The organism is uncultured Traorella sp., assembly GCF_944327115.1.
In the GTDB taxonomy this organism is placed as follows: Bacteria; Bacillota_I; Bacilli_A; order Erysipelotrichales; family Erysipelotrichaceae; genus Traorella.
Genome location: NZ_CALVGS010000052.1, coordinates 1 through 26,645, shown reverse-complemented (window position 1 = coordinate 26,645; position 26,645 = coordinate 1). Strand labels below are relative to the sequence as shown.

The window sequence follows — 26,645 nt, the reverse complement described above, 5'->3', positions numbered from 1 at the left end:
ATGTCAATAAGTACTGTTAAGAAACATGTTATGACCGGTATTTCCTACATGATCCCAATGGTAGTTGCCGGAGGTATCTTAGGTGCTCTTGCAAAAGGTCTTGGTGGATGGCAAGTAGGAGATTACGCACCTGATGCTGAAGGAGCTGCAACTATTTTCTCTAACTTAAATATGTTAGATTGGAAACAGTTCTGGTGGTCAATTTCTAAATTATCTGATTTTGCTATGGCATTTGCTTGCGGTGTATTAGCTGCTGGTATTGCTTATTCTATGTCTGAGCGTCCAGGTATCGTTCCGGGCTTCATCATCGGTTATACTGCTAACCAGGCTAAAGCCGGATTCTTGGGTGCAATGATCATGGCATTCTTCATTGGATGGTTAGTAAATGTATTTAAGAAGATCAAGCTTCCTAAAGCTATGATGGGTTTGATGCCGGTATTGATCATTCCGGTATGTGTAACTTTCATTTCAGGTGTTGTATTCTTCGGTGTAGCAATGGCTCCAATGACTTGGATTATGAATTTATTGTTAGACTGGATCACTTCACTGAACAGTGGATCTCAGTTTATCGTTGGTGCCGTTATCGGTGCTTGCATGGGCTTCGATATGGGTGGTCCTATCAACAAGACTGCATCTATGGCTGCTAACGCATTGATGACTGACGGAATCTATGCGCCAGAATCAGCAAAGATCATCGGTGGTATGACTCCACCTCTGGGAGTTGCTATTTCTACATTCTTACAGCCTAAGAAGTTTACTCAGGCTGAAAGAGATACTGGTATTTCTTGTATCTTCATGGGACTTTGCTTCATTACTGAAGGTGTTCTTCCATTCGCAGCTAACGACCCTGTTCGTTTCATCCCTTGCTCAATGATCGGTAGTGGTATTGCCGGTGGTTTGGCAATGATGCTTGGAATCGGAACTCCTGCAGCTCATGGTGGTATCTTCGTTATGCCATTGTCAACAAATCCTTTGATGTGGGTTGTTGCATTGGTCGTTGGTTCAGTGGTAACTGGTGTATTATATGCTATTGTTAAGAAACCGCTGGCTGAAGAAGATACAGTCGAAGAAGAAATCGTAGACTTAGACATTAACCTGTAATATTATTATTTGAATCTAAAGGAAGGAAAAGAGGTAGAAATTAGTTATGTATGTATCAATGAAAGATATCTTAATGCATGCTCATAAACACAATTATGCAGTTATGGCAGTTAATAGTGTGAACATGGAAATGGCTCGTGCAGTCATCGAAGCTGCTGAGGAAGAACATTCACCTATTATCATTAATATTGGAGTTGGCCAGATGGCTAAACTGGCTCATCCGACTGAAATGGTTCCAATGATCAAGGAAATGGCTGAACGTGCAAATGTTCCGGTTGCATTGAACCTTGACCATGGACAGAAATTCAGTGATATGGTAGATGCAATTCATCGTGGCTTCTCAAGCGTAATGATTGATGCCTCTTCCTATCCTTATGAAGAAAATGTTAAGAGAACTTCAACGATCGTATCCTTGGCTCATCCTTTGAACATCTGTGTTGAAGGTGAATTAGGACACGTAGGACAGGCTGCTGATGGCGACAATTCAAGAGATGATCTGTACACAAATGTTGAACAAGCTGTTCAGTTTGTAAAGGATACAGGTGTAGATGCTTTAGCGGTTGCTATCGGTACAGCTCATGGAAATTATCCGAAAGGTTATGTTCCGGTTCTTGATTTCGAAAGACTTGCTGAACTAAAGAAAGCTCTTAATATGCCACTTGTATTACACGGTGGTTCAGGTTCAGGAGAAGAAAACATCCGTAAGGCTGTTGCCGGCGGTATTAACAAGATCAATGTTTGTACTGATGCTTTCCATGCTGCTGAAGATGCTATGAAGGCTGCTTGGGAAGAAAATCCGGGACTGAACTATCTTGAAATCATGATGGTTGCAGAAGCTGCTATTAAGAAATTTGTTAAAGATTATATTCGTGTTATTGGTTCAAATGACCAGTACATCTATGGTGAAACAGTTACTGTAGGTAACGAATAGTTTTGATAAAGGTGGCTGTTAGAGCCACCTTCATTTTTGAGGAATGCGAGTGAGGTAGAAAGATGTTTGAATTAAATGGAAAGGTTGCATTAGTGACTGGTGCCAACAGAGGGCTTGGTTTCGCTATGTGCATAGCTTTAGCTGAAGCGGGCGCTGACATCTTCAATGTTGGTAATGATAATGATGATGAAATCAAAGCTGCTATTGAAAAAACAGGACGTCAATATCGTTATTATTTCGCTGATCTGTCAAAACCTTCAAAGGCTTTATCTGATAAAATCGTAGAAGAAGTGGTAAAGGAATATGGTCATTTGGATATTCTGTTAAATAATGCCGGTGCGAACCGTCGTACACCGTTCTTAGATTATCCGGAAGAAGATTGGGATTTTCTGATCAATCTGAATCTGAAAAATGTATTCCATATGTCACAAAGTGCTGCAAATCAAATGGTTAAGCAAAAGACCAAGGGCAAGATCATTAATATTGCCAGCATGTTATCATTTACCGGCGGTATTTATGCTCCGGCCTATGCCGCAAGCAAGAGCGGTGTCATGGGATTGACCAAATCCATGGCCAATGAATTATCGAAACTTGGAATCAATTGTAATGCTATCGCACCGGGGTATATGGATACTCCGATGACAAAGCCGATGCAGGAAGATCCTGTACGTAATAAAGAAGTATTGGACCGTATCCCTATCGGATATTGGGGAAAACCTGAAGTACTTAAAGGACCGGTGGTTTTCTTAGCTTCCAGTGCCTCTGATTATGTATGTGGGGCTACATTACCTGTTGATGGCGGATGGCTGTCACGTTAATATAAAATAGAAAAGGAGAACGATTATGAAAATTGCATTGATGAATGAATTTAGTCAGGCTTCTAAAAACGCACTTATTTTGGAACAGTTGAAAGATGTTGTAGAGCCAATGGGACACACTGTATATAATACAGGTATGTGCAAGGATGGCGATGATCCTTATCTGACTTATTTGAACCTTGGTGTTCAGGCAGCTTTATTGTTAAATTCAAAGGCTGTTGACTTTGTAGTTACCGGATGTGGTACAGGTCAGGGAGCTTTAATGGCTTTAAATGCATTCCCGGGCGTTGTCTGCGGTTATTGCATCGAACCAAGTGATGCTTACTTATTCTTACAGATCAATAACGGTAATGCACTTTCAATTCCTTATGCAAAAGGATTTGGATGGGGTGCTGAACTGAATATTCATACGATTTTTGAAAAGGCTTTTGGTTCACCTAAGGGAATGGGTTATCCAAATGAGCCGGGCAGAAAAGAATCTCAGAATAGAAATGCTGCAAATCTGTTCAAGATGAAGGAAGCAATTGGCAAAGATTTGGTTTCTGCATTAAAAGCTATCGATCAGGATATCGTTAAACAAGCATTATCTCCAAGATTTTTGGAATGCTTCAATGAAGGCTGTCAGGTTCCTGAATTAAAGGCTTACGTTGACGAATTATTAGCAAAATAGGAACCATGTTTTCGCATGGTTTCTTTTATAGAAAGGAACTTTTATGAATAGTGTATTTTTACCACGATTTACGATGGGCGTGGATGCATGTAAATCAATTCGTGATTTTTTGAAAGAAAATACCAAGGTTGCCGTTTTATACGGAAATAAAGCTTATCAGGCTGCAAAGCCTTATTTAGATGAGGCGCTTGCTGAAGCTAAATTAGATGTCGTAGTTTCACAAAACTATGGTCATGAAGCAACCTATGAAAATGTTGAAAAGATATGTCAATTTGAAGGCATGGACCAGGTAGAGGCACTGATCGGTGTCGGTGGCGGTAAATGTCTGGATACGGTCAAATATGTTGGTGATAAGCTGAATTTACCGGTTTATACGATTCCGACCATTGCTTCGACATGTGCTGCAGTAACAAAGATCAGTATCATGTATAATGCTGATGGTTCATTTAAAGATATTCCGAAGCTCAAGCAGCCTCCGGTTCACTGCTTTATTGAGCCACGCATCATCTGTGATGCTCCGCTCCAATATTTATGGGCAGGTATCGGTGATACGATGGCAAAACATGTAGAATCTGTATTTAGTGCCAGAAATGATGAATTGGATTATGCCAGTGAATTAGGTATCAAGATTGGTGAAAATTGCTACTATCCAATGCTTCGTGATGGCGCAAAGGCTTTAGAGGATGCGAAACATCATAAAGTGACACCGGCTCTTGAGAGGGTAATTCAGAATATTCTGATTACGACGGGAAGTGTTTCTTTATCAGTTGATCCGGCCTATAATTCAGCACTTGCCCATGCACTTTTCTATGGCTTGACCGTACGTAAGCACATTGAAAAAAATCATTTGCATGGTGAGGTCGTTTCTTATGGAACTTTAGTACAGCTGATGATGGACAAGCAGATGGATATGTTAGAAAAGACTTATCAGTTTAATAAGCAGATCGGATTACCAACCTGTCTGAAAGATTTGGAATTGGATATTCATGAAGATCTGACGGATATATTGGAAAAAGCTGAAAGTAATTCCGAGCTTGAACATGTACCATATCCGGTAACCAAAGATTTAATCTATCAGGCAATGAAAGATTTAGAAGAATATGGAGGTAAATAAGATGAAAAAAATAGTAATGATTCACACAAGTCCTGTTTCTTTAAATGATTTAAAAGAATTAGTAAAAGAAAAGATGCCCGAAGTTGAATTAGTGAATATCATTGATGATTCACTCTTGGAAGAAGTCAAGGGCAATGGCGGTCTGACACCGGCTATTATTTCACGTATGATGACCTATGTTCAGACAGCTGCTTCTTTAAAGCCTGATTTGATCTTTAATCAGTGCTCAAGCGTTGGTGAAGCGTTTGATATTGCGAAGAAATGCACAGATATCCCAACACTTAAGATTGATGAAGCCATGGCAGAGAAGGCTGTGTCCTTAGGTAAGAAAATTGCGGTGATCGCAACTGTTGCCTCTACGATGAAGCCTAGCTGTAATTTAGTAAGAACCAAGGCTAAGGAAGCCGGAAAAGAAGTTGAAGTAAAAGAATATCTTGTTAATGGTGCTTTAGATATCCTGATGAAGGAGAAAAATGTCGAAAAGCATAATCAGCTTGTATTAAATGAAATCAACAAGGCTTGTGAAGAATGTGATGTCGTTGTCTTGGCCCAGGGTTCTATGACAGCTATCCTTCCTTATTTGAAAGAAACTTCTAAGCCGGTGCTTACAAGTCCTGAAATGGCTATTGATCGTGCAAAGGAGATGCTTTATGGAAAATAGAAAGATGATCGTACTTGATGATGATCCGACAGGTATTCAAAGTGTTCATGATGTTTTGGTAATTACTCAGCCAACACTTGATAATCTGAAGGAAGCTATGACATCATCAGGATCACTTTTCTATATTCTGACAAATTCTCGTTCTTTCAGTGAAGAAAAAACAGCTGAATATCATAAAGAACTAACACAGTTGATCGTAGAAGCCGCTAAACAAAGCAATACTGACTTTATGATCCTTTCAAGAGGTGATTCAACATTACGTGGTCATTATCCGTTGGAAACAGAAGTCATCCGTCAGGTCTTAGAAGAAAACGGACAACAAATTGACGGTGAGATCATTTGCCCATATTTAGATGGTATTCGTAAAACAGAAAATGATATTCATTATGTGAAAATGGATGATGGCTGGCTGCCATGTGGTGAAAGCGAGTTTGCAAAGGATAAATCTTTTGCCTACCATGCTTCTGATCTAAAGGAATATGTAGAAGAAAAGACAAAGGGTGCTTATAAGGCTGCTGATTGTATCAGCATCTCACTTGAAGATCTTAATGATGAGCATACAGTTGTTGAGAAACTGGACAGTGTTTCACATTTCAATAAGGTAATCGTCAATTGTACATGCATGGATGATCTGAAGAAATTTGTCGGTGCCTTTGAAAAATGTCATAAGCGCTATATGTTCCGTTGTGCTGCCAGTATCGTAAAAGAGCTGGCCCATATCGAAGATAGGGCTTATCTGACGAAAGAAGATTGTGTTCAGGAAGGTACGGGAGGTTTGATCCTTGTCGGCAGCCATGTAAAGAAAACGGCTTCACAATTAGCTTATTTAAAAGAACATGCCAGGGATTTGGTATGGATCGAATTTAACCAGCATAAGGTGTTAGACCATACCTTACATGAAGAAAGTCTGCGTGTCAGCAATGAACTTGAAAAGGTATTGAAAGAGGATAAGGTTGCGGTCGTTGCGACACGAAGAGAAAGAGTGGATTTTCCGGGTGATGACCCGGAAAAGCAACTGGAAATGGCAACAGCGATTTCAAGTGAGCTGATTGGTGTTCTTTCCCGTTTAACGATTCGCCCGCGCTTTTTGATCACCAAAGGCGGTATTACCTCCAGCGATGCTTTAACAATAGGCCTAAAAGTATCAAAAGAATGGGTATTGGGCCAGATCCAACAGAATGTCGGTGTGGTTCGCTGTCTGGAAGGCAGTAAATTTGAAAATCTTCCGGTCGTTGTTTTCCCGGGAAATGTCGGTGATGAAACTACGTTGTATAAGGTAGTTGAAACACTTCATAATTAAGAATTATTAAAGCTTTTCAGACAATTTATCTGAAGAGCTTTTTTATTTGGATACCCATTATATGATAAAAAGCTGATGCATGACATGATCATGAGGAATTACATTTTTAGTCTTTCTTACAAGTATGGGAACAAAGCTTAGATGGGATTATCTCATGTGCTGTTTTAGATGTATTGATCCTCTCAGATTAATTTATCGATCCATGCTGTATAGCCCTAAACAAAAAAAAGTCACTAGGACTTTTTTTTCATCTTAACGGATAATAGGATGCATAAACCGGAGATAAGTAACAGTGAACCATAAATCATAAGTGAAGAATCACTTGTCTTTGGTGTATTTGTTTTATCTGATTGAATTGGACCAACAGGTTTTTGAGGTGTTGCCGGCTTTTCCGGATCAACCACAATTTCAGGATCAATGATTTTTTCCGGTTCATTGATCAGATTTATTCTTTGTATCTGATTACTGTATTGTACCGTAAAGCTTAGATCATTTGCTTTTTGATAGCCCTGAGGTGATTTTGTTTCTCTTAACGTATATTCCTTACCCGGTAAAAGTAATGCATATATGTCATAAGACGCATCGGTAGAAATCCATTCCGCTATGATATTCTGATTTTCATCTAATAGCTGGAGGTGGGCTCCTTTCAAGTTATTATCATCAATATCTTTTTTATAAATCTGTACATGGGTATTGATTGAATTGATAAGGGTAGTTGTAAACATCTGTTGGTGTTCATTTAATTCGATCATATTTGATGTGAAGATAGACTGGTAAGGAAAATTGATAAGCGTATGACCTTTACTGTCGGTTTCATAGAGATGATACGTACCTAAAGGAAGATTTTCAAAGGTAATGGTTTCATTTGCCTGAATTGACTTGACGGCTATTAATTGATCCCTGGCATAAAGAGCAACATGGAAAATCTCATCACTGTCAGTTTGTATCTGATTGATGAATATCTTTTTTTCTACTTGGATATTTCCTGTTTGAAGGGTATTGGTAATATCATGATCTTCATAAGAAGCGATATAATGTTCTGTTTCAGTTTCACGTATCGAATAAGAACCTTCTTCTAAGATAGGAAGATCATTGAATGAATATTTCCAGTTTCCTGCTTCATTTATATTTTGTGAGTCGATCAGCTCATCATTGGCATAGAGATTGATCTGAACGCTTTGCGGACGTAATCCATAGGAATCATTTTGATCGTTCCAATATTTAGTACCACTGATTTGAGTTGTTTCGACAGGTGTTTCCGGGATCAACGGTCCACCGCTATAATTCCACATGTGTCCTTCTGAGTAGCTGTCTAAATTGGCCGCAATGATGCCGCCGTTATAATTACCGCTGCGATGAATGACATTAGCATTGAGGGCTACGATATGACCGATACCATTACCATAAGCATTGGGCAAAGTTACCTGGGTGCTGTAAGGAATATTAAACACGATGTTCATATTGCTTCCATATTCACCAAATGAAGAGGATGTGATCATACCCGGAAGAATGACCTCATTTTCAGAAAGAATATTGATGACGGTTTGTTCTTCATAGCTGCCGATAAACTGGATGCGATTGATCTGACGTAAGACACTTTCAGGTATCGTTACACGCTCTCCTGCATGAATTTGTACGCTGACAATACCTGGCGTTGTGATTATATCTGCATTTGTTAATAGACGGGAAGGCAGCTGGGAAAGTTGGATCGATTCATTTGCCAGCATATCTTTAGCCTTGTTCCAATCGACATAATGATCTGTTTGATAGACATTGACTTTATTATTGACATAATCAGCACCATTTACCTGATAAACAAAGTCATCTCCCCAATAAACCTTTTTAAAAAGAGTATTTGTATTTCCGATATACTGGTCAGGATTGATATGACTGTAAGAACTGCTAATACGGCTTCCGGCAGCGATCTTTCCTTGAATATAGCTGGAAATGCCTTGATCATAATCACCAAAGGTAAACCCTTGATGACTCGTGCGATTATATAGATCACCCTTGGCAATGATCGGGCCTACGATATGCACACCGCTAACATCGTTAAACGAAAATACATTGAATTTGCTTAATATATTTTCGATTGTATAGCTTCCGGATGTCGTTTCAAAATTTGATGTGGCAGTTGCTTTGATATTTTGAGTATTAAGAATGAAAACAGATAAGAGTAGCAAGATAAAGCTGTTAATTTTTTTCATAAGTTCTCCTTGGATAGATGTGGTTTACAGAATCAGCTAAAAGAATCATTCTTATTCAGTATATGAAGACAAGCATATCATGTTGATGCTTTTTAATGAAGAAAAAATTATCATGGATATGTTATACTTGATGAAGGAGATGATACGATGATAAAAATGATTCGTCTTTGTGATGATCCTCAATATATAGAAAAAGCAGCTTTCTGGTTCTCACAGAAGTGGCAGATTCCTTATGAGGTCTATTTACAAAGCATGAATGTGTGCATCGAACGTAAAAACGGGATACCCCAATGGTATCTTGTTTTGAATGAACAGAATCGAATAGTGGCAGGGGCAGGGATCATTCAAAATGATTTTCATGATCTTCCTGATCTTACACCGAATCTATGTGCACTTTATGTCGAAAAAGAGTATCGAAGAAAAAATATTGCGAGAAATTTGTTGGAATATATAAGAAAAGAAGCCGGTAAGATGGGATATGAGAAATTATATTTAGTTACGGATCATACTTCTTTTTACGAAAGATGTGGTTATCAATTTTTATGCATGGTGAAAGATGAAGAAGGAAATGAAGAGAGGATGTATATGATACATACCTGATGTCTATGGAAACAAGGTCGGATGTATAGTTTGAGTTGAATGATTGACCAACTGTAATTCTTCCAAACAAAATCTGCCGTTATTCCCAGTTTTCCTTTCATGACACTACTGTTCTATATCTATGAAAATATCATTTTTCCCAAAAAAATAAAATAATTATTTTTTTCATTAACTATTTTTTTATCATAGTCACCTTTATGAAAAAATTTCATCTTTGTGTTGACAGAAAGCGCTTTCTAGGTTAATATAATGGGCGTAGAGTGTTACTGGTGATGCAGGCATTAACTATGAAATTGTCTTATATGGATAGTTTTCTTTAGTTAGTGCCTTTTTATTTTCTAAAGAAAACGGAAAGAGAGGGAAAGATGAAAGACAAGATTTTTGAGGTCCTGCAGCGTGTAGGACGAAGCTTTATGCTGCCGATTGCGATACTTCCGGTAGCCGGACTATTTTTAGGTATCGGTGGATCATTTACGAATCCAACGATGGTGGAAGCCTATGGATTAACTTCTATCTTAGGTGAAGGAACCTTTATGTATGCGATTTTGACAGTCTTAAATAAGTGTGGCGATATCATTTTCGCAAATTTACCGATTCTGTTTGCGATGGGCGTTGCCATCGGTATGGCAAAGAAAGAAAAGGAAGTTGCTGCTTTGGCAGGTGCGATTGCTTTCTTTGTGATGCATACCGCAATCAGTGCGATGATAAGTGTTACAGGTATTGCGGAGAGCTTACCGGAAGGTTCGATCACGAATGTCGTAGGTATCCAGTCATTACAGATGGGTGTCTTTGGCGGTATCATTGTTGGTTTAGGGGTTGCCTATCTACATAATAAATTTTATAAGATCGAATTACCACAGGTACTTTCTTTCTTTGGCGGAACTCGTTTTGTGCCGATTGTTTGTTCCGTTGTTTATCTGATTGTCGGTATTATCATGTTTTATATTTGGCCGACGATTCAGAATGGGATCTATGCCGTTGGTGAGCTGGTGCGTAATTCCGGATATGGGGGAACATTCCTGTATGGTCTTATGGAGAGAGCCCTGATACCTTTTGGTCTGCATCATGTTTTCTATATGCCATTCTGGCAGACGGCTGTTGGCGGTACGGCCAATGTGTGCGGTACGATCGTGGAAGGTGCCCAGAATATTTTCTTTGCGGAATTGGGATGTCCGGCAACGACGGTATTTAATACGGAAGCAACACGTTTTATGGCCGGTAAATTCCCGTTGATGATCTTTGGTCTGCCGGGTGCAGCGCTTGCGATGTATCGCTGTGCTAAACCGGAAAAGAGAAAAATTGCCGGTGGTTTGTTGATTTCAGCCGCTTTAACGTCCATGCTGACAGGAATTACTGAACCGCTTGAATTCACATTCTTGTTCGTAGCTCCGCTTCTATATGTCATTCATTGTATCTTTGCAGGTCTTGCATATATGCTGATGCATATTTTCAAAGTGGGTGTTGGTATGACATTCTCGGGAGGTTTAATCGATCTTTCGCTTTTTGGAATCTTACAGGGAAATGCGAAAACAAACTGGTATTGGGTCGTTATCGTAGGGATTGTTTACTTTATCGTTTATTATCTGGTATTTACCTTCTTTATTAAAAAGATGAATCTGAAGACGCCGGGTCGTGAAGATGATAATGAAGAAACAAAGCTATATACTCGTGCGGATGTAAATGCGAAAAAAGAAGGAAGCGGTAATTCAGTAAGTGCATTAATCGTAAAGGGATTAGGAGGCACTGATAATATTTCAGATATTGACTGCTGTGCCACTCGTTTAAGAACAACTGTTTTTGATGCATCTAAAGTAAGTGAAGATATCTTGAAGCAAAGCGGGGCAGCAGGTGTGATCTTTAAAGGTAAAGGTGTACAGATCATTTATGGTCCAAAAGTAACGGTCATCAAATCGAATCTTGAAGATTATCTTCATCATCCATCAACTCATGAAGAGTTTGAGGTCATTGAAGAAAAAAAGGTGAGTGATGTGAAAGATGTATTCGTTTCACCACTCAGTGGTGAGTTGAAGCTGATCACGGAAGCTCCGGATGAAACATTTGCGGCCAAGATGATGGGTGATGGTGTGGTCATTTTTCCTAATGATGGAAATGTCTATGCACCTTGTGACGGTGTCGTTAAGATGATCTTTCCGACCAGGCATGCCATTGGTATTGAAAGCAAAGAAGGAGTCGAGCTTTTGCTTCATATTGGAATCGATACGGTTAAGTTGAATGGAGAAGGGTTTAAATTGCATTGCGAAGCTGAACAGGAAATCAAAAAAGGTGACAAACTGCTTTCTTTTGATTTAAAATATATTCAGGAACATGCGAAAAGCAGTGCATCTGTCATGGTATTTACAAATCTTTCAGATCAGCAGCATCTTGAACTTTTGAAGCTTGGAGATGTACAGGCAAAGGAAGAAATCATTCGCTTATCCTAGTTTAGGAGGAATAGAATGTTTAAGATTACTCGAATTTTAAATCATAATGCAATTCTTGTCGCAGAGGATCATAAAGAGTATCTGATATTGGATCGAGGGATCGGTTTTGGAAAAAAGGTGGAGGATCAGATTGCCAATACCTCTTTTGAAGCTCTTTATCAGCTTCAAGGTGAAGCAGAAAGAGGCGGTAGAGAAATTATTGAAAAAATCGATCCGGCTTTTTTGGAAATTGCTCATCAGATTCTCAAGCATGCCAGTGAAAAACTGGGAAGCCTTGATCATAACATTCTATTACCTTTAAGTGATCATATTGCTTTTGCTGTTGAGAGAATAAAAAATGGACTGGTAATTTCTAATCCGTTTACCAATGAAATACGTATGTTGAATCCGGATGAATATGAAGCTGCCAGTATCTCAAAAGCAATCATTCAAAATAGACTGGGCTATGAAATCAACGAGGATGAAATCGGATATATTACCTTGCATCTGCATAGTGCCGCTACTCATGAGAAAGTAGATGAAAGCATGAAGGTGGCCATAATCGTACAAGAAAGTATCAAGATGATCGAAGAAAAGCTGAATACTTCCATCAATATGCAGTCATTAGCTTATAGCCGGTTATTAACACATATAAAATATATGCTGGCAAGGATCAGGACCAATGAAAAATTGAATTTAGATATGGATGAATATGTACAGACACATTTTCCATTGGCCTATGAAACTGCGGAAACCATTCTGATCAAAATCGGAAGCCAACTGCACCATACGATCCCTAGAATTGAAATTGGCTATTTGGGCTTACATATTCAGCGTATTTGCGACATAGCAAAGGAATAAGACGGATATCCGTCTTTTCTTTTAGATTATTTTGATCATAAAATCACATAGGATATTTTTGAAAAATTGATCAAGCGATACTTTCTGATCTCGACATAACAGATAAATTGTCATATTCATATGAAACAGGTTTTACTAATTAATAGGCCATGGCAAAAAACATTTACTGGTTTTTATAGTGGCATTTACTTGTAAAGTCTGATAAAATAACAGGCATGAGAGCATGGAACGAAGCAGAAAGAAGTATCGTAAAAACTTATCGTAAAGAATTATGGGCCCGTTTTGTACGAGCTATCAGTGAATATGATATGATACAAGAAGGGGATGTCATTGCTTGTTGTATCAGTGGCGGCAAGGACAGCATGCTGATGGCAAAGCTGTTTCAGGAGCTGAAACGTCATGGAAAAATTGATTTTGATGTGAAATATATCGTGATGGATCCCGGTTATAATGAAGCAAATCGTAATAAGATCATTGAGAATGCAAAGAAATTGGAAATACCTATTGAGATCTTTCCTGCCAGAATTTTTAGTTATGTCACGACCTTGCAGAAAAATCCCTGCTTTATCTGCGCAAGGATGAGAAGAGGTCATCTGTATCGTATCGCTCAGGAAAACGGTTGTAATAAGATTGCTCTTGGTCATCATTTTGATGATGTGATCGAAACGATCCTGATGGGCATGTTTTATGCAGGACAATATCAGACCATGATGCCAAAGCTGCACTCAGATAATTATGAGGGAATGGAGCTTATACGACCGCTTTATCTGATCCGGGAAGCGGATGTCTTGCGTTGGTGCAAGCATAATGATCTTTCTTTTATACGATGTGCCTGTAAATTTACCGAGGATGATGAAGTTGAACATTTTTCTAAACGTAAGGAGATCAAGGATCTGATCGCGCAGCTTCATGAAGTCAATCCGTATGTGGAAAAGAATATTTTTAAAAGTTCAGCAAATGTAAATATCGGACAAATTATATCTTATTTTGATAAAGAAAAGAGTTATCATTTTTTAGATACTTATGATGAGGAGAAAAAATATGAGTAAATGTCTTATCGCAAATATTTCCAAGGAAATGATCCATGATTTAAAGCTTGACTATTCTTATCTTTCAGATCAGGATCTGCATACTAAAATGAAAGATCTGGTGCTTCAAAGTAATCAGGAAGAAACCAGGATGTCATTGTCAAATTCTTTTGTATATATGTTTGACTATGGAGAAGATAAGATGAATGAGATTACTGACAGCTTGAAATCAAAAGGAATCAATGCAATTTTTATAGCATCAACACCTCATAACCTTTCATGGACATTGAAGGATCTGCTTGATGAGGTCATGCAGGAGCATCATCTGTTCCAGGCAAAAAATCGGTTAAAAGAATTGCTTCAAAAAAAGGTGCAGGTTTCTCAAAATGAAAATAAAAAACAGATTGAAAAAATTTTGATGGAAGCCTTCATCATTTATCAGGGAAGCGATGTTAATGCCATGGAAGAGATGATCAAAAGACTGGAAAACCTTTAAATGAGAAAAATGATTTCTCTAAAAAATATCTTTGTATAAATCATACAGAGATATTTTTATTTTTTTGATTATTTTGTTCTTTTTTGAATAGAATGAATGAAAGTAAGATCGGGAAGCCAAATAATCCGATGATGCCGAACAACTGACCACCAACTAACATCGCCATCAAAGTTGCCAATGGGTGGATGCCCAGCTCAGCACCCACGATCTTAGGTTCAATGATATTTCTGATCACAGTGATGATTACATATACGATCAAAAGTTTCACGCCCATTGCGATATTTCCTTGAATAAGACATATCAGGCTCCAAGGAATCATGATACCTCCGGTACCTAAGACCGGCAGGATGTCAAAGATACTGATGGCAAGTGCTATTAAAATCGGATGCTCCGTACCTATCAGACTTAAACCAATAGACAGTTCAACAAAGGTCAATGTCATGATCTTAGCATAGGCTTTGATGATGACCCATAACTTGTTTTTTAAGAAATATTGGGTATCGGATAAAAATGTTCGAGCCGTATCATTTAAATGTGACAAGATATACTGAATGATCTTATCATAGTCGATGATGAAAAAGAATGATGAGATGATCGTCATGACGAATGAAATAAACAGTCCGGGAATTCCTTTTACGGCATTGGCAAGATACTGGACGATAAAATTAGATATGGTTCCCAGAAGCTGTTTTGAGCTGTCCAGCATCAATCTTGTAAGCTCATCAAGAGCGCTCTTAAACTCAGGAGGCATATTTTCAGTTAATAATAATATTTCCTGAATCAGATTATCAATCGTCGGCTGGACAACATATTCATAAAATTTTGGTAATTCATTTGTTAGGCTCATGATCCATGAATAACCATTGACACATAATAGAAAAAGCAAAAAGCTGATCAGCACATAAAAAAGAAGCAGTAAGGTAATGGAAAGAATTTTTTTATTGATTTGCAGCTTTCTATGAAGATAGCGGACAGGCCGCTGGATAAAATAAGATATCAGAAAACCGATCATAAACGGAATCAAAATAGGAGCAATATACTTAAATCCAATATATAAGAGTCCCAAAAGGATTCCATAAAATATAAAATTAATAATAAAATCTTTCTTTTTAGACATATTCATTTGCATTCCCTCTTAACAATATTATTTTACACTAATCCTGACATTATGAATAGTTTTTATATACAAAAAATAATATATTTATTTGACATGTGTCAGATCCGCAGCCCATATACCCTTACGAATTCTTTTGATTCCAAATATGAAACGTACGACTTGTTCACTTTGAGTAATAAGATATACGATCGCAACACTTTCAATATGAAAAAGATAAACACTTATAAAAGATAACGGAATGGCCACAAGATACATGATTCCCGCATCCAAAAAGGAAATGATCCTGGAATCACCGCCACTGCGTAATATTGAAAAGATCGTAAAATTAAACAAGCGGAAAGCAATCTTTAAACAAAATACAAATAAAACTGCTCTTGTGGATGCATAGATAGCTTCATTTTGAATATTATAGAAGCTCATGATCAAAGGTGAACATAAGGATAACAAAGAAGCTAATAAGATTGCCAGCACAAAAGCCAGACCCATGAAATGCTTGCTTTTTTGAATGGCTCCTTCTTGATTTCCTTTTCCAAGATCATATGACAACATGAGCTGGACACTCCCTCCAAAGCCCCATATGATAAAGGAGAAGAAAGCGGCAATCTGATCTCCTATATAATAAGCTTCCAAGTTTTCTCGGCTAAGACCGCCGAGTGCTTTGATGATCAAAGAGCTGCCAAAGCCAAATAGGGCTTCGTTGATGATGAGCGGATAGACACGTCGTAAGATATGGCGGACAAAGTCGAAGCTAAAGGAAAACATTTCATGAAAGCTGCCAAGAAACGGCTGTTTGGTTTTGATGCCGTATATGAGATAGATCAGAATGGAGAAGAAATGTGAGAGCAAGGTTGCTAAAGCGGCTCCTGAAATATACATGGCCGGAATAGGTCCCCATCCGAAGATAAAGATATAATTTAAGACGATATTGCAAAGCATGGAAAAAATACTGACATATAAAGTAAGATTAGCCTTATTGACACAGCGATAATGATAGCTGAACGTAAAAGAAACTGCTTCAAGAAGGATCGTAAATCGTGCGATATTCAAATAATCCAGGGCATGGATGATGATATCATTGTCACTGATGTAGAAACGGATCAGGTTTTGCGGAAACAGTGAAATCAAGAGCATCCAAAATAAAGCATTTATCGATGTCAGGCATAAGGAAAGACCAAATACTTTTTTTAAGTGGGCATCATCTTTTTTTCCATAGAATTGTGATGCAAAGATATTGGTGCCGCTTAAAATGCCCCATGTAATCGTAGAGGCAATGATGATTACCTGTGAAGCACTTCCGACAGCACTGATCATACCGATCCAGCTGACCATCAAAGAATCGATCATTTCCATAGCGCTTCCCAGCAATTGCTGGAGCGATAAAGGAATGGCTAGAAGGGCCGTTTGTTTATAAAAGTCTTTGTTACCGATATAATTTCTAATGCTCATACTCGATATTATATAAAAAATATTCTTTATTTTCTATATAAATTTTGATAAGATGTTGCTATGAATATGACTTATGATTATCTTCCGGGAACCGATATTTATCTTCATCAGCGTAAAGATATGTTCCGTATGAACACGGACACAGCTTTGTTAGGCCATTTTATGAAAATCAAAGAGGATGAGCGCGTCTTGGATATCGGAACGAATAATGGTGCTCTTTTGCTTTATGCCTCTTTATATACGAAAGGGAAGCTGATAGGAGTTGATGTCCAAAAAGAGGCTTGTGAGCTGGCACAAATGAATCTTAATGAGCATCATATCAAAGATTTTGAGATCATTCATGCAGATATCAAGGATGTGGTATGTGAACCTGTTGATGTGATCATCTGTAATCCCCCTTATTTTAAGGTTACCAGCGATAAGCAGTTAAATGTCAGCGATTATAAAAGGATTGCCCGTCATGAATGTTATCTTACATTAGAAGTGCTATGCGCCAGTGCAAATCGCCTGTTGAAAGAAAAGGGACGCTTTTATTTGGTGCACCGCTCAGATCGTTTGGTAGATATCTGTGTTGAGATGCGGAAAAATGAACTGGAGATCAAGACCTTGCAGTTTATCCGTGATTGTGAAAATGATATGGCTCATGGAATATTAATTGAAGCTGTAAAGCAGGGGAATGTACACTGTAAGGTCATGAAAGAAAAAATTGTAAGCAGATAAAAAAAAGCACATTCTATTGTGCTTTTATCTTTTAAAGCTTAAGATGATTCTGGCAATCTGAGCGATGACGGGAACGTTGATGTCCTTATATTCATAAGCTCTGATAATGGAAAATAATTTTCCGACACCCAAATAGATTTCAATGATTGCGAAGATGATTCCCAAAATCACTGAAATGATTCCACGGATACCCATATAAAAGATACCCAATATGAACATATTATCTAACCAAGAGGTTAATGCTGCTGTAAGACCGAAAAACACGGTGATATAATATATGACAGCATTTATCACAAAAAAAGCAAGTGCATTTGCCGCATGGAAATTAACAAAATCACTTTTTCTTTCCAAGATCAGCGCTAAAAGAGGTATGATCCATGCAACACCGCCTAAAGAAGAGGAGATGATGCTGACCATCCATGGAAGAAGATAGACCAGAATTGCTGCCACATTGGCATCTAAATCAAATAAAGATGATTTGTGTGGATCATATTTCATAGAGAAAGCCTCCTTGTAGATATAGTTTAATCGAAATTCATAAGATTTGCAAGTATCTTTGAATCGTGCTATGCTTTCAATAGAGGTGGATTATGACAACTGCTATCGTATTGGTAATACTGCTGGTATGTGTATATTTCGCAATAAGATCTATGAGAAAACAAAAGGGCTGTGGCAGTGGATGCAGCGGTTGTGCGCATGCCGATGGCTGCCCTGCCAAAGCAATCCAACAGTTAGTAGATGAAAGTAAAAGGCGTAAGATCCAATGATCTTATGCCTTTACTGTATTTGTCAGTTTTTCTTTTAATTCGTTTTCGATCCTTCTTAATTCAGCTTCAGCCTGCTGACGTTTCTGCTGACCTTCCGTTTGGATCCTCAATACTTCATCAAGGGTTTCGATCAGATCCTTGTTGGTAGACTGCAGCGTTTCAATATCAACGATACCTCGTTCACTTTCTTTTGCCGTTTCGATCGTTCCTTGCTTCAACATAGCTGAATTGCGTTTCAAAAGCTCGTTTGTCATATCGGTAACCGTACGCTGGGCTTCCATGGCCTGACGGGAATTCTCAATGCCCAATGCCAGCACCATCTGACTTTTCCAAAGAGGAATCGTATTGATCAGAGATGACTGGATCTTTTCCGCCATCAATGTATCATTATTTTGTACCAGACGGATCTGCGGTGCCATCTGAATGCTGATCGTACGTGTCAATTCCAAATCATGCAGTTTCTTTTCGAAGCGATTGCAGAATTCCGCATAATCATTGGCCGCCTGGGCATCTTGAGGCAAGCGGGACTGATTTGCTTTTTCCACAAGCTTTGGAAGCTCCTGTTGACGGGCAGTTTCCAATTTGCGCTTGCCGGCTAAAATATACAATGTCAATTCTTTATAATTTTCTAAATTCATCTCATAGAGGTGATCGAGCATCGTGATATCTTTCATCAAAGAAATCTGATGCTTCTCTAAGACAGAAACGACCTTGTCAATATTTGTCTGCGTAGAAGCATAATTGGCCTTGAGCTGTTCGATCCTGGATTTATTGAATAAACCAAAGAAGCCTTTTTTGGCCGGCTTTTCATTTGTTTTCAGCTGTGCGACCAGCTCGCTGAGCGAGTCACCGATCTCACCCAGATCTTTGGTACGAACCTTCTCAAGGGTACTTTCTGAAAAAGAACTGATTTTTGATTGAGCGCTGGCACCGTATTGAAGCACCATATTGGCATCACTGATATCGATCTTTTCAGAAAATTCCTGCACGAGTTTTTCTTCTTCACTTGTTAAGACGATTTCATCCGGCTGATTTACCGTTTCCTGAATTTCTTCTGAATTTGGGTCTAATGTTAATACAGGTAATTTATCTTTCATCTCATATCTCCTATTTTTTTCTTTATTTTATCACGTTATTTTTTATGTGGATAGCTTTATTGAAAAAATTTAAGAGAAACATTTGTATAATTTATAAGAATCAACTATAATCTTATTACTGGAGAAAAATGATGAACAAAAAAGATATAAAATTGATTATAGGATTATTAATCATAGCAATTGCAGGCGTGATCGTATATCAGCTGATCGGCAGCATGCATCATGGCGATCTCGGTGTCGTGGAATATCGGGATGAAGTAATTTTGGAATTTGATATAGATGTCGATCAGACATATGAATTCAGCGGCTCTTACGGTGTCATGCATCTGGAGGTCAAGGATTCTAAATTTCGGGTCGTGGATGTTGAATGTCCTAATCACAATTGTGAGCAGATGGGCTGGCATGATAAGGATTCGCTCTCACCTATCGTATGTATGCCAAATGAAGTTATGATCTATACGAAAAGCAGGTAGCTCTGCTTCTTTTTGATTGATTTGAAAAAAAGTAAGTATTTTAATAAAAATATAGTATAATGTACTCAGGATAAAGGAGGATTCATGAAAGCAATTCAACTGAGAATTTCTTTAACAGGAATGAAAAAAAGAGTGATGCGCCGAGTGCTGGTTTCAAAGAAAACAACCTTTGAAGAGTTACATTCCATGATTCAGCTTCTTTTTAATTTAGATGATGTAGAAGCTTATGCGTTTCATGTTAATGATAAATGGATTCAGAAAGATGCCCATCGTAATGTTGAAAAAACATTGGTGCGTATCAAGGAAAAGGAAAGCTTTGATTACTATTATGATAAGATCGATCAGCTTCATTTTATAGTTGCTGTTGAGAAGGAGATACAGGCAGATATCGTGCCGATATGTATCAAGGCCGTCGGTAAAAATCTTTATGAGGGTGCCGGCAGCGGTATTGAAGAAGAACTGCAAAGCGATGCGGATCTCGAATGGATCAATAAGATGCTGGCTTCTTTTCAAACGGATCATAGAAGAAGCTTTTATGATGATGTTCAAAAAGAAATCAGCCAGCTTGTGAAAATACGTTTTTTTCAGGATTATATGCATAACCAGATCGTGAAGATCCATCTTCCTTGCAGCAGGGTCGTATATATGGGCTGTGATGCGAGCGAGGATGTCGTCCTGAATTTTCATATCAGTGCCGATAAGCTGGCTCAGTATATGGGCATTAATCAGCAGGCACCTTCGCAGAGCATCATAAAATACCATGACTGTATTGAATTGGCATTATTGAAGCGGACAAGGACGGATCAGCCGGATGATTTTGACTTAAATGTGGGAAGCTATGGCGGTTTTTTGTGCTATGCCAATGTCAACAGCAATGAAGAGATACCTTACGGATATCGAACGATCTATCTGGAAGCTTTGCATCGCTATGTAAAGACGATTGCTTATTGTGCTGAAAATCAGATCAAATATGAGAGCGGTAAAATGGTCGAATATATATCTGATGCGCAAATTTCTGTCTGTGAGGGAAAGATGAAGGTATTGCGTATTGATTATTTTGATCCATCACGCATCGATCAAATAAAAAAACAGTGTGCAAGAGGTGACGGGGAAGCCATGATAGAGGTCATGACCTTGCCTTTGAAGGATGAGCTTCAGACATTGTGTATCGTGGGCAATGAAGAGGATGGCTTTCAGGATGTTCAGATCTATTGTACTTCATTAAAAACGATGGTGTATGAAATTTATCGGTTATTATTGGCAAGATGGCAGAAATATGGTATTGATCGCAGACTGCTGCTGCGCGATCCGCTGCTTAAAAGTGAACTGGAGGGGCTTGTCGAAGCGTTGGACATCGAATGTGTGCTGACGAATGATATGGCTGCTTTAGATGAAGCTTATTATGCGGAAAATGATATGCTTTACAGAGATGTCGATCCCCGTGAGATCATTGAAATGCTTCTAAAGGAGCTTGGTTTTGATATTCATGAACTGGATCAGGCAGATCTTTCTAAGGAAAATGTTTTAGAGAAGCTGAAGCGTGCCAAAGATCATAAGAAATATAGTTAGAGGGTGAAGAAAAATGAATTGGAAACAGATCAAGCCCTATGTTATCGTCATATTTGGGTCAAGTTTGTTTGCTTTAGGGGTCAATTTATTGGTCGTGCCGCTGAATCTTTACAGCAGCGGTTTATTAGGAGTTTCTCAGGTATTGCGCTCCATTGTTAATTTAGTCATTTCAAGCCAGTCACAGTATGATTGGTCGGGATATGTTTATTTCGCATTGAATATACCATTATATATCATGGCTTATCGCAGCTTGTCACATCGTTTCTTTTATCTTTCGGTTCTTTCGACGATCGTTCAATCTATCGTGCTGGTCTTGATTCCCATACCGCAGACGCCGCTTTTGGAAGATGCGCTGACAAGTGTTTTGGTAGGCGGTTTGATTGGCGGCATCGGGATTGGTTTATGCTTGAGAGAAGGCGGCAGCGGCGGCGGTTTTGATATTTTGGGCATGTATTATGCCTTAAAGACCAAGGGTGGTTCTGTCGGCCGATTATCACTGATCTTAAATGCTGTTGTTTATGTGATATGTGCTGTTTTATTTGATATTGAAACGGCCATTTATTCGATTCTCTATGTGACCGTTTTTACGCTGGCACTCGATCGTTTTCATACACAGAATATCGCAACCCATGTCATGATCTTTTCACAAAATAAAGAGATCAAGAAAAAGATCATTTCACAGCTTCGCCGAGGGGTGACCTATTGGCATGGCTATGGTGCTTATACGGATCATGATATGGATATCATCGTGACGATTATCTCAAAATATGAGATTTCGGCTTTGAAAAAGCTTGTTTTGGATATGGATGAACATGCCTTCATCGTTATTTCGGAAGGCTTGCATGTCATTGGAAATTATGAAAAGCGTTTATTGAATGAGGAGTAATTATGTACGATTTTGAATCTAAATTGAATCGAAAAAAGACCTTCGCATCAAAATGGATGGTGCGTAACACAAAAAATGAAGAATATCCTGAAGATATCATTCCCCTGAGTGTTGCCGATATGGAATTCAAGGTCATGGATGAAATAAAGGTTGCCTTGCATAAAGCGGTAGATGAAATGGATCCTTATGGTTATCAGGCAGTGAGCGATGCTTATCTGCAAAGCATCGTTTCATGGATGAAACGTCATCATCATGTCCATGTGGATAAAGATTGGATCGTGCTGAGTCACGGAGTTGTGGAAGCTCTTGTGCGCAGCGTCAAAACATTTACGGAAGAGGGAGATGGAGTGATCATCTTTACTCCTGTCTATCCGCCGTTTTTTAAGGCAGCACGTTCAAATAAGACAAGTGTTGTCGAATGTCCGATGATATTAAAAGATCAGCATTATGAAATTGATTTTGCCTTGTTTGAAAAACAGGCAAAGGAAAAAAATAATAAGGTATTGATTTTATGTTCGCCACATAATCCGGTCGGAAAAGTATTTACACAGGAAGAATTAGCACATATCGTTGCGATATGCAAAGCCAATGATATCCTGATCGTCGCAGATGAGATTCATCATGACTGTATCATGGAAGGTTATGTACATACGAATATCTTAAAGTTTTTAAATACCTATGATCAAATTATTTTATGTACCGCTGCCAGTAAATCGTTTAATCTGGCAGGTTTGCAGACAAGCAATATCATCATTCCGAATGAAAAGCTTCGAACAGCTTATATCGGTGAAGATCATGTTTCGATCAATCCGCTTTCCATGGCAGCAACAGAATGTGCTTATCGATGTGGTGATCGGTGGATCAGAGAAATGATGCATGTTGTCGGCATCAATTATAAAAAAGCATCTGATTTTTTTGCTTCCTGTTTTCCAAAAGCATGGCACAGTGAATTGCAGGGGACTTATTTAATGTGGGTGGATATGCGTGCTTATTTTGAAAATGAAGAAGAAATGTTTTCTTTCTTATATGATGATGCTTGCTTTATCGTAAATAAAGGAAGTACATTTGGGAAGAATGGTGAAGGCTTTATGCGGATCAATTTAGCGCTTCCTACCAAGCAGCTTGAGATTGCTTTACATAGATTATTCGATGCATATAAAAAACGGCAGTAATCATTGATCATTTATGATCATACAATGCAGATGAATAAATGATAAACACTTATTTAATAAAAAAAAGAAAATTTTTAGTTATTTTTTAACCATTTTAGTTTTTTTATGGTATAATAACCATGATAGAGTTATTAAACAAAGGTTGGTACTAAATTTCCCTTTTCATTCATTTCTCATACCAGCTGGTAACTCTATCTTCCCTTATACATAGAACTACTTTGTAGTCATATACTAAAAGCAGGTGAAAACATGAAAAATGTTCGGCTTGCTTTTTTTCTTTACTTTTCATATGTATCGGTAGGATGTATTGCATCTCAACTGATTCCTTTGATCAATGATGCAGGTTATACGGCTTTTGAGAAAAGCATGATTCTTGGCGGAGGTGCCTTATTTTCATTTTTGATGTCTTTGTGGCTGGGAAAAAAGAGTGATGGTCAGGGCCGTTTAAAGCCTTCTTTTTATATCAGTACAAGCTTATATATAGGATTTATGATCCTTTTTTATTTGATTGATTCAATGCTTTTCAAAGCATTTTTCTTAATAGGATTAATTGGTGTTTCACGAACATTGATGAGCAGCTGTGAAACCATTGTTCTAATGGCAAAACCGGATAATTTCGGAAAATATCAAAGCATGGGAGCATTGGGACTTATCAGCGGTTCTTTGCTTTCTGCACAGCTCATGCCTGTCGGTAAGGGAAGCTTGTGTATCCTTTCTTCATTGATCAGCTTCTTTTTGATCTATCAGTGGCCGGAGAAACAAAAGGAAAAGACAGAAATCAAGGTGCAGGATTTTCTGCTTTTATTGAAAAATAAAGAATATATCGGTTATTTAATGATATTTTTCTTTTTGATGCTGATGGGGTTTGCCGATCAATATATCGTTGTTGATAAGATGGTACAGCTGAAAGCTTCCGCAGGAATGATCTCTTTGAAATATGCCTTGCAGGCTTTTATGGAAATACCAATATATTTAAGTATAAAAAAGATCTTTCATAAATTTTCGATTTCTAAGCTCTTGGTATTTTGTACATTGATGAGTGCATTGAAATTTGCTCTCTATGGTTTTGTATCTGTCAGCTATATGATCATTATCGTATCTTTGCTTCAGATTTTTACGCATCCGATCATCGTCGTCCTTTCTAAAAAGCTCATTGTTGGCTGTACACCTTCTTATTTAGCCGCTTCTTCGCAGATCATCGGTTTTGCGGTGTATTTCGGTATGAGCGGTTTTGTTGCTTCTTTATTAGGTCAAATGCTTACAGCATGGTTTTCTTTTGATACGGCCTTGTATATTTTCGCCTCATTTGCGCTTTTTCCTTTTCTTATTTGGTATTTTATGAGAAAATATGGTAAAGTAGGTGTGGTGATTAAAAATGAAAACATATCTGATTGATTTAGATGGTACGATGTATCGCGGCAATAGTAATATTGCCGGTGCAAAGGAATTTATAGATAACTGCTTAAAGAATCATATTCCTTTTTTCTTTTTGACAAATAATGCGACTCGGACATTACGGCAAAATGTGGAGCATATGGAAAAATTAGGTTTTAAAGGAATAGAAGAGAAGCATTTCTTTACCAGCTCCATGGCGGCAGCACGCATCATGCGTAAGAAAGGCTATGATAAAGCGCAGATGATCGGTATGGATGGATTGGCAGAAGCCTTGCATAACAATGGTTTTGAAATCAGCGAAGAACCGCAATGCTTATTTGTGGGACTTGATAAGCTTGGAAACTATGAGAAATATTCTCATGCGCTGCAGTATCTGTTAAGAGGAGCTATTCTGGTGGGAACGAATGATGACCGGTTATTGGCTCATGGTGATACGTTTCATATCGGAAATGGATCGATTGTTAAGATGTTTGAATATGCCAGTGGGCAGACGTCCATGAAGATCGGCAAGCCACACAGCGCTTTTCTTTATGAAGCTCTTGATTATTATCATCTTTCTAAAGAAGAATGTATCATCATCGGTGATAATCTGGAAACAGATATAGCGTTGGGAGCAAATGAGCATGTGGAAACGATCCTGGTGCTTAGCGGTGTCCATCATGAAAAAGATATTGAACGCTTAAAGATCTATCCGGATCGTATCATTCACCGACTGGATGAATTAAATCAGTAAAAGACACATAAAATGAAACAGGTGAGATATGAAATCAGGCTTGTTTCTTTTTATTTATTCAATCTTTAAAGCTTTTTTACCACTTCCTTCACTGGAAGCAGTTTTATTGCCACTTTGTCTTTTATATCCTGACAAAGCTTTTTTCTATTCAATGCTGAGTGGCTTTGGTACCTGTATCGGCGGTCATATCGGCTATGAGATCAGCAACCGTTATGGCAGAAAGGCAGCTTTAAGGTTTGTCAGTGAGGAAATGATGGCATCAGCGGTGGAGAAATTTCAAAAAATGGGTTATTTATATATCATTGTTGGATCTCTTTCCCCGTTTCCTGACTTTATACTTTCCTATGCAGCAGGCATGTTGAAGATGAACCGCTGGGTGTTTATGCTGCTGGATGGGGGATGCCGATGGCTGCGCTCTTTGCTTTTGATTTATTTTTCATCAGTTTTAAATGAATATTTCCACTTTGACCGTTATATGATCATTCTATCGGTTCTGATGCTTTGTTACTTTATGGGCCGATACTTCCTGAAAAAAAGAAGTTAGCAGGAAAGAATCCTTTTCTACTTCAGGATGCCACTGGACCCCCAATATCTGATTCATCTGTATTGCTTCGATCCTTTGGTCACGGCTCATTGCTTTGATCTGGAAGCCTGAAGCAAGCTGATCGATGCATTGATGATGGTCGCTGTAAACAAGGATCTCTTTTTTATTTGATAAGATAACCGGATGTGTTACATTTTGGTGTTGGGATATATGCTGATGAAGCGTACCGCCAAAAAAGACATTGATGACTTGCATTCCTTTGCAGATGCCAAGCAAGGGAAGCTGTCTTTTATGAACATGGTCCACAACCGCAAATTCCATTTCTTCAAGTTTGCATGTATCGATTTTTGTTTCGGGATGTTTTGGCTGATGATATCGCTTAGGATCGATATCGCCGCCTCCGGCTAAGATGAAGCCGTCACATTCATAAAACTGAGTTTCTTCAAACAGAAACAAGGGAATCACATTATACGCTCTCATCTTATCAATCAGATAAGAGGAAAAGACATAGCGGTGCAG

Annotated in this window: 27 protein-coding genes; 21 read left to right on the top strand and 6 right to left on the bottom strand. The window is 38.3% G+C overall.

The window, feature by feature from the left end; genetic code table 11:
- The 7 genes from Q0K35_RS05065 (at position 1) to Q0K35_RS05035 (ending at position 6,595) form a co-directional block, all read left to right on the top strand.
- Positions 1-1,101 carry a PTS fructose transporter subunit IIC gene (locus tag Q0K35_RS05065; RefSeq protein WP_294561587.1) on the top strand — a complete coding sequence of 367 codons (1,101 nt, stop codon included), beginning with the start codon at positions 1-3 and terminating at the stop codon, positions 1,099-1,101.
- 46 nt (positions 1,102-1,147) lie between these two features.
- Positions 1,148-2,032 (top strand): class II fructose-bisphosphate aldolase, encoded by an 885-nt coding sequence (locus Q0K35_RS05060; RefSeq protein WP_294561586.1) that lies wholly within the window; start codon positions 1,148-1,150, stop codon positions 2,030-2,032.
- Positions 2,033-2,094: 62 nt separating this feature from the next.
- Positions 2,095-2,850 (top strand): SDR family NAD(P)-dependent oxidoreductase, encoded by a 756-nt coding sequence (locus tag Q0K35_RS05055; protein WP_294561585.1) that lies wholly within the window; start codon positions 2,095-2,097, stop codon positions 2,848-2,850.
- A 25-nt stretch (positions 2,851-2,875) separates the two neighbouring features.
- Complete coding sequence (locus Q0K35_RS05050; protein ID WP_294561584.1) at positions 2,876-3,520, top strand: RpiB/LacA/LacB family sugar-phosphate isomerase; 645 nt, start codon at positions 2,876-2,878, stop codon at positions 3,518-3,520.
- Positions 3,521-3,563: 43 nt separating this feature from the next.
- Positions 3,564-4,634 carry an iron-containing alcohol dehydrogenase family protein gene (locus Q0K35_RS05045; RefSeq protein WP_294561583.1) on the top strand — a complete coding sequence of 357 codons (1,071 nt, stop codon included), beginning with the start codon at positions 3,564-3,566 and terminating at the stop codon, positions 4,632-4,634.
- Position 4,635: 1 nt separating this feature from the next.
- On the top strand, positions 4,636-5,295 hold the full coding sequence (locus Q0K35_RS05040) for an aspartate/glutamate racemase family protein (protein ID WP_294561582.1): 660 nt from the start codon (positions 4,636-4,638) through the stop codon (positions 5,293-5,295).
- Positions 5,285-6,595, top strand: a complete 1,311-nt coding sequence (locus Q0K35_RS05035; RefSeq protein WP_294561581.1) for a four-carbon acid sugar kinase family protein — start codon at positions 5,285-5,287, stop codon at positions 6,593-6,595. Before Q0K35_RS05040 ends, Q0K35_RS05035 begins: the two co-directional genes overlap by 11 nt.
- Positions 6,596-6,828: 233 nt before the next feature.
- Here Q0K35_RS05035 and Q0K35_RS05030 read toward each other — a convergent pair whose 3' ends face one another.
- Entirely contained in the window at positions 6,829-8,802 is a 1,974-nt protein-coding gene (locus Q0K35_RS05030) for a collagen-binding domain-containing protein (protein ID WP_294561580.1), read from the bottom strand.
- A gap of 147 nt (positions 8,803-8,949) precedes the next feature.
- On the opposite strand from Q0K35_RS05030, the gene Q0K35_RS05025 reads away from it, so the two are divergent.
- From Q0K35_RS05025 to Q0K35_RS05005, 5 genes are all read left to right on the top strand, one after another.
- The gene (locus tag Q0K35_RS05025) at positions 8,950-9,402 is read left to right on the top strand and encodes a GNAT family N-acetyltransferase (protein WP_294561579.1); all 453 of its coding nucleotides are present in this window, start codon (positions 8,950-8,952) and stop codon (positions 9,400-9,402) included.
- A 365-nt stretch (positions 9,403-9,767) separates the two neighbouring features.
- On the top strand, positions 9,768-11,843 hold the full coding sequence (locus tag Q0K35_RS05020) for a PTS transporter subunit IIABC (protein ID WP_294561578.1): 2,076 nt from the start codon (positions 9,768-9,770) through the stop codon (positions 11,841-11,843).
- 15 nt (positions 11,844-11,858) lie between these two features.
- Entirely contained in the window at positions 11,859-12,683 is an 825-nt protein-coding gene (locus Q0K35_RS05015) for a PRD domain-containing protein (protein ID WP_294561577.1), read from the top strand.
- A gap of 215 nt (positions 12,684-12,898) precedes the next feature.
- Positions 12,899-13,732 (top strand): ATP-binding protein, encoded by an 834-nt coding sequence (locus Q0K35_RS05010; protein WP_294561576.1) that lies wholly within the window; start codon positions 12,899-12,901, stop codon positions 13,730-13,732.
- Positions 13,725-14,207 carry a DUF3783 domain-containing protein gene (locus Q0K35_RS05005; RefSeq protein WP_294561575.1) on the top strand — a complete coding sequence of 161 codons (483 nt, stop codon included), beginning with the start codon at positions 13,725-13,727 and terminating at the stop codon, positions 14,205-14,207. The genes Q0K35_RS05010 and Q0K35_RS05005 overlap by 8 nt, the downstream gene beginning before the upstream one ends.
- Positions 14,208-14,247: 40 nt before the next feature.
- On the opposite strand, the gene ytvI is transcribed toward Q0K35_RS05005, so the two are convergent.
- Positions 14,248-15,330: a sporulation integral membrane protein YtvI gene (ytvI, locus tag Q0K35_RS05000; RefSeq protein ID WP_294561574.1), complete on the bottom strand. Its 1,083-nt coding sequence runs from the start codon at positions 15,328-15,330 to the stop codon at positions 14,248-14,250.
- Positions 15,331-15,408: 78 nt separating this feature from the next.
- Positions 15,409-16,770 carry an MATE family efflux transporter gene (locus Q0K35_RS04995; RefSeq protein WP_294561573.1) on the bottom strand — a complete coding sequence of 454 codons (1,362 nt, stop codon included), beginning with the start codon at positions 16,768-16,770 and terminating at the stop codon, positions 15,409-15,411.
- Positions 16,771-16,830: 60 nt separating this feature from the next.
- Between Q0K35_RS04995 and Q0K35_RS04990 the strand changes: the two genes are divergently transcribed.
- The gene (locus Q0K35_RS04990; protein ID WP_294561572.1) at positions 16,831-17,490 is read left to right on the top strand and encodes a methyltransferase; all 660 of its coding nucleotides are present in this window, start codon (positions 16,831-16,833) and stop codon (positions 17,488-17,490) included.
- A gap of 24 nt (positions 17,491-17,514) precedes the next feature.
- Here Q0K35_RS04990 and Q0K35_RS04985 read toward each other — a convergent pair whose 3' ends face one another.
- Positions 17,515-17,988 (bottom strand): hypothetical protein, encoded by a 474-nt coding sequence (locus tag Q0K35_RS04985; RefSeq protein WP_294561571.1) that lies wholly within the window; start codon positions 17,986-17,988, stop codon positions 17,515-17,517.
- 92 nt (positions 17,989-18,080) lie between these two features.
- Between Q0K35_RS04985 and Q0K35_RS04980 the strand changes: the two genes are divergently transcribed.
- Positions 18,081-18,257 (top strand): FeoB-associated Cys-rich membrane protein, encoded by a 177-nt coding sequence (locus Q0K35_RS04980; RefSeq protein ID WP_294561570.1) that lies wholly within the window; start codon positions 18,081-18,083, stop codon positions 18,255-18,257.
- Positions 18,258-18,259: 2 nt separating this feature from the next.
- Here Q0K35_RS04980 and Q0K35_RS04975 read toward each other — a convergent pair whose 3' ends face one another.
- A complete protein-coding gene (locus Q0K35_RS04975; RefSeq protein ID WP_294561569.1) occupies positions 18,260-19,354 on the bottom strand; it encodes a toxic anion resistance protein in 1,095 nt (364 codons plus the stop codon).
- A 131-nt stretch (positions 19,355-19,485) separates the two neighbouring features.
- On the opposite strand from Q0K35_RS04975, the gene Q0K35_RS04970 reads away from it, so the two are divergent.
- From Q0K35_RS04970 to Q0K35_RS04940, 7 genes are all read left to right on the top strand, one after another.
- Positions 19,486-19,827, top strand: a complete 342-nt coding sequence (locus tag Q0K35_RS04970) for a NusG domain II-containing protein (RefSeq protein ID WP_294561568.1) — start codon at positions 19,486-19,488, stop codon at positions 19,825-19,827.
- Between the two features lie 84 nt (positions 19,828-19,911).
- Positions 19,912-21,396: a hypothetical protein gene (locus Q0K35_RS04965; protein WP_294561567.1), complete on the top strand. Its 1,485-nt coding sequence runs from the start codon at positions 19,912-19,914 to the stop codon at positions 21,394-21,396.
- 13 nt (positions 21,397-21,409) lie between these two features.
- Positions 21,410-22,282, top strand: a complete 873-nt coding sequence (locus Q0K35_RS04960; protein WP_294561566.1) for a YitT family protein — start codon at positions 21,410-21,412, stop codon at positions 22,280-22,282.
- A 2-nt stretch (positions 22,283-22,284) separates the two neighbouring features.
- Complete coding sequence (locus Q0K35_RS04955) at positions 22,285-23,454, top strand: PatB family C-S lyase (protein WP_294561565.1); 1,170 nt, start codon at positions 22,285-22,287, stop codon at positions 23,452-23,454.
- A gap of 249 nt (positions 23,455-23,703) precedes the next feature.
- Entirely contained in the window at positions 23,704-24,849 is a 1,146-nt protein-coding gene (locus tag Q0K35_RS04950; RefSeq protein ID WP_294561564.1) for an MFS transporter, read from the top strand.
- Complete coding sequence (locus Q0K35_RS04945; RefSeq protein WP_294561563.1) at positions 24,830-25,582, top strand: HAD-IIA family hydrolase; 753 nt, start codon at positions 24,830-24,832, stop codon at positions 25,580-25,582. The genes Q0K35_RS04950 and Q0K35_RS04945 overlap by 20 nt, the downstream gene beginning before the upstream one ends.
- 28 nt (positions 25,583-25,610) lie before the next feature.
- Positions 25,611-26,126, top strand: coding sequence for a VTT domain-containing protein (locus Q0K35_RS04940; protein ID WP_294561562.1), 516 nt, complete (start codon positions 25,611-25,613; stop codon positions 26,124-26,126).
- Here Q0K35_RS04940 and Q0K35_RS04935 read toward each other — a convergent pair.
- The coding region (locus Q0K35_RS04935) for a gamma-glutamyl-gamma-aminobutyrate hydrolase family protein (RefSeq protein ID WP_294561561.1) at positions 26,067-26,645 on the bottom strand (579 nt) is incomplete at its 5' end. The two genes, Q0K35_RS04940 and Q0K35_RS04935, sit on opposite strands and share 60 nt — an antisense overlap.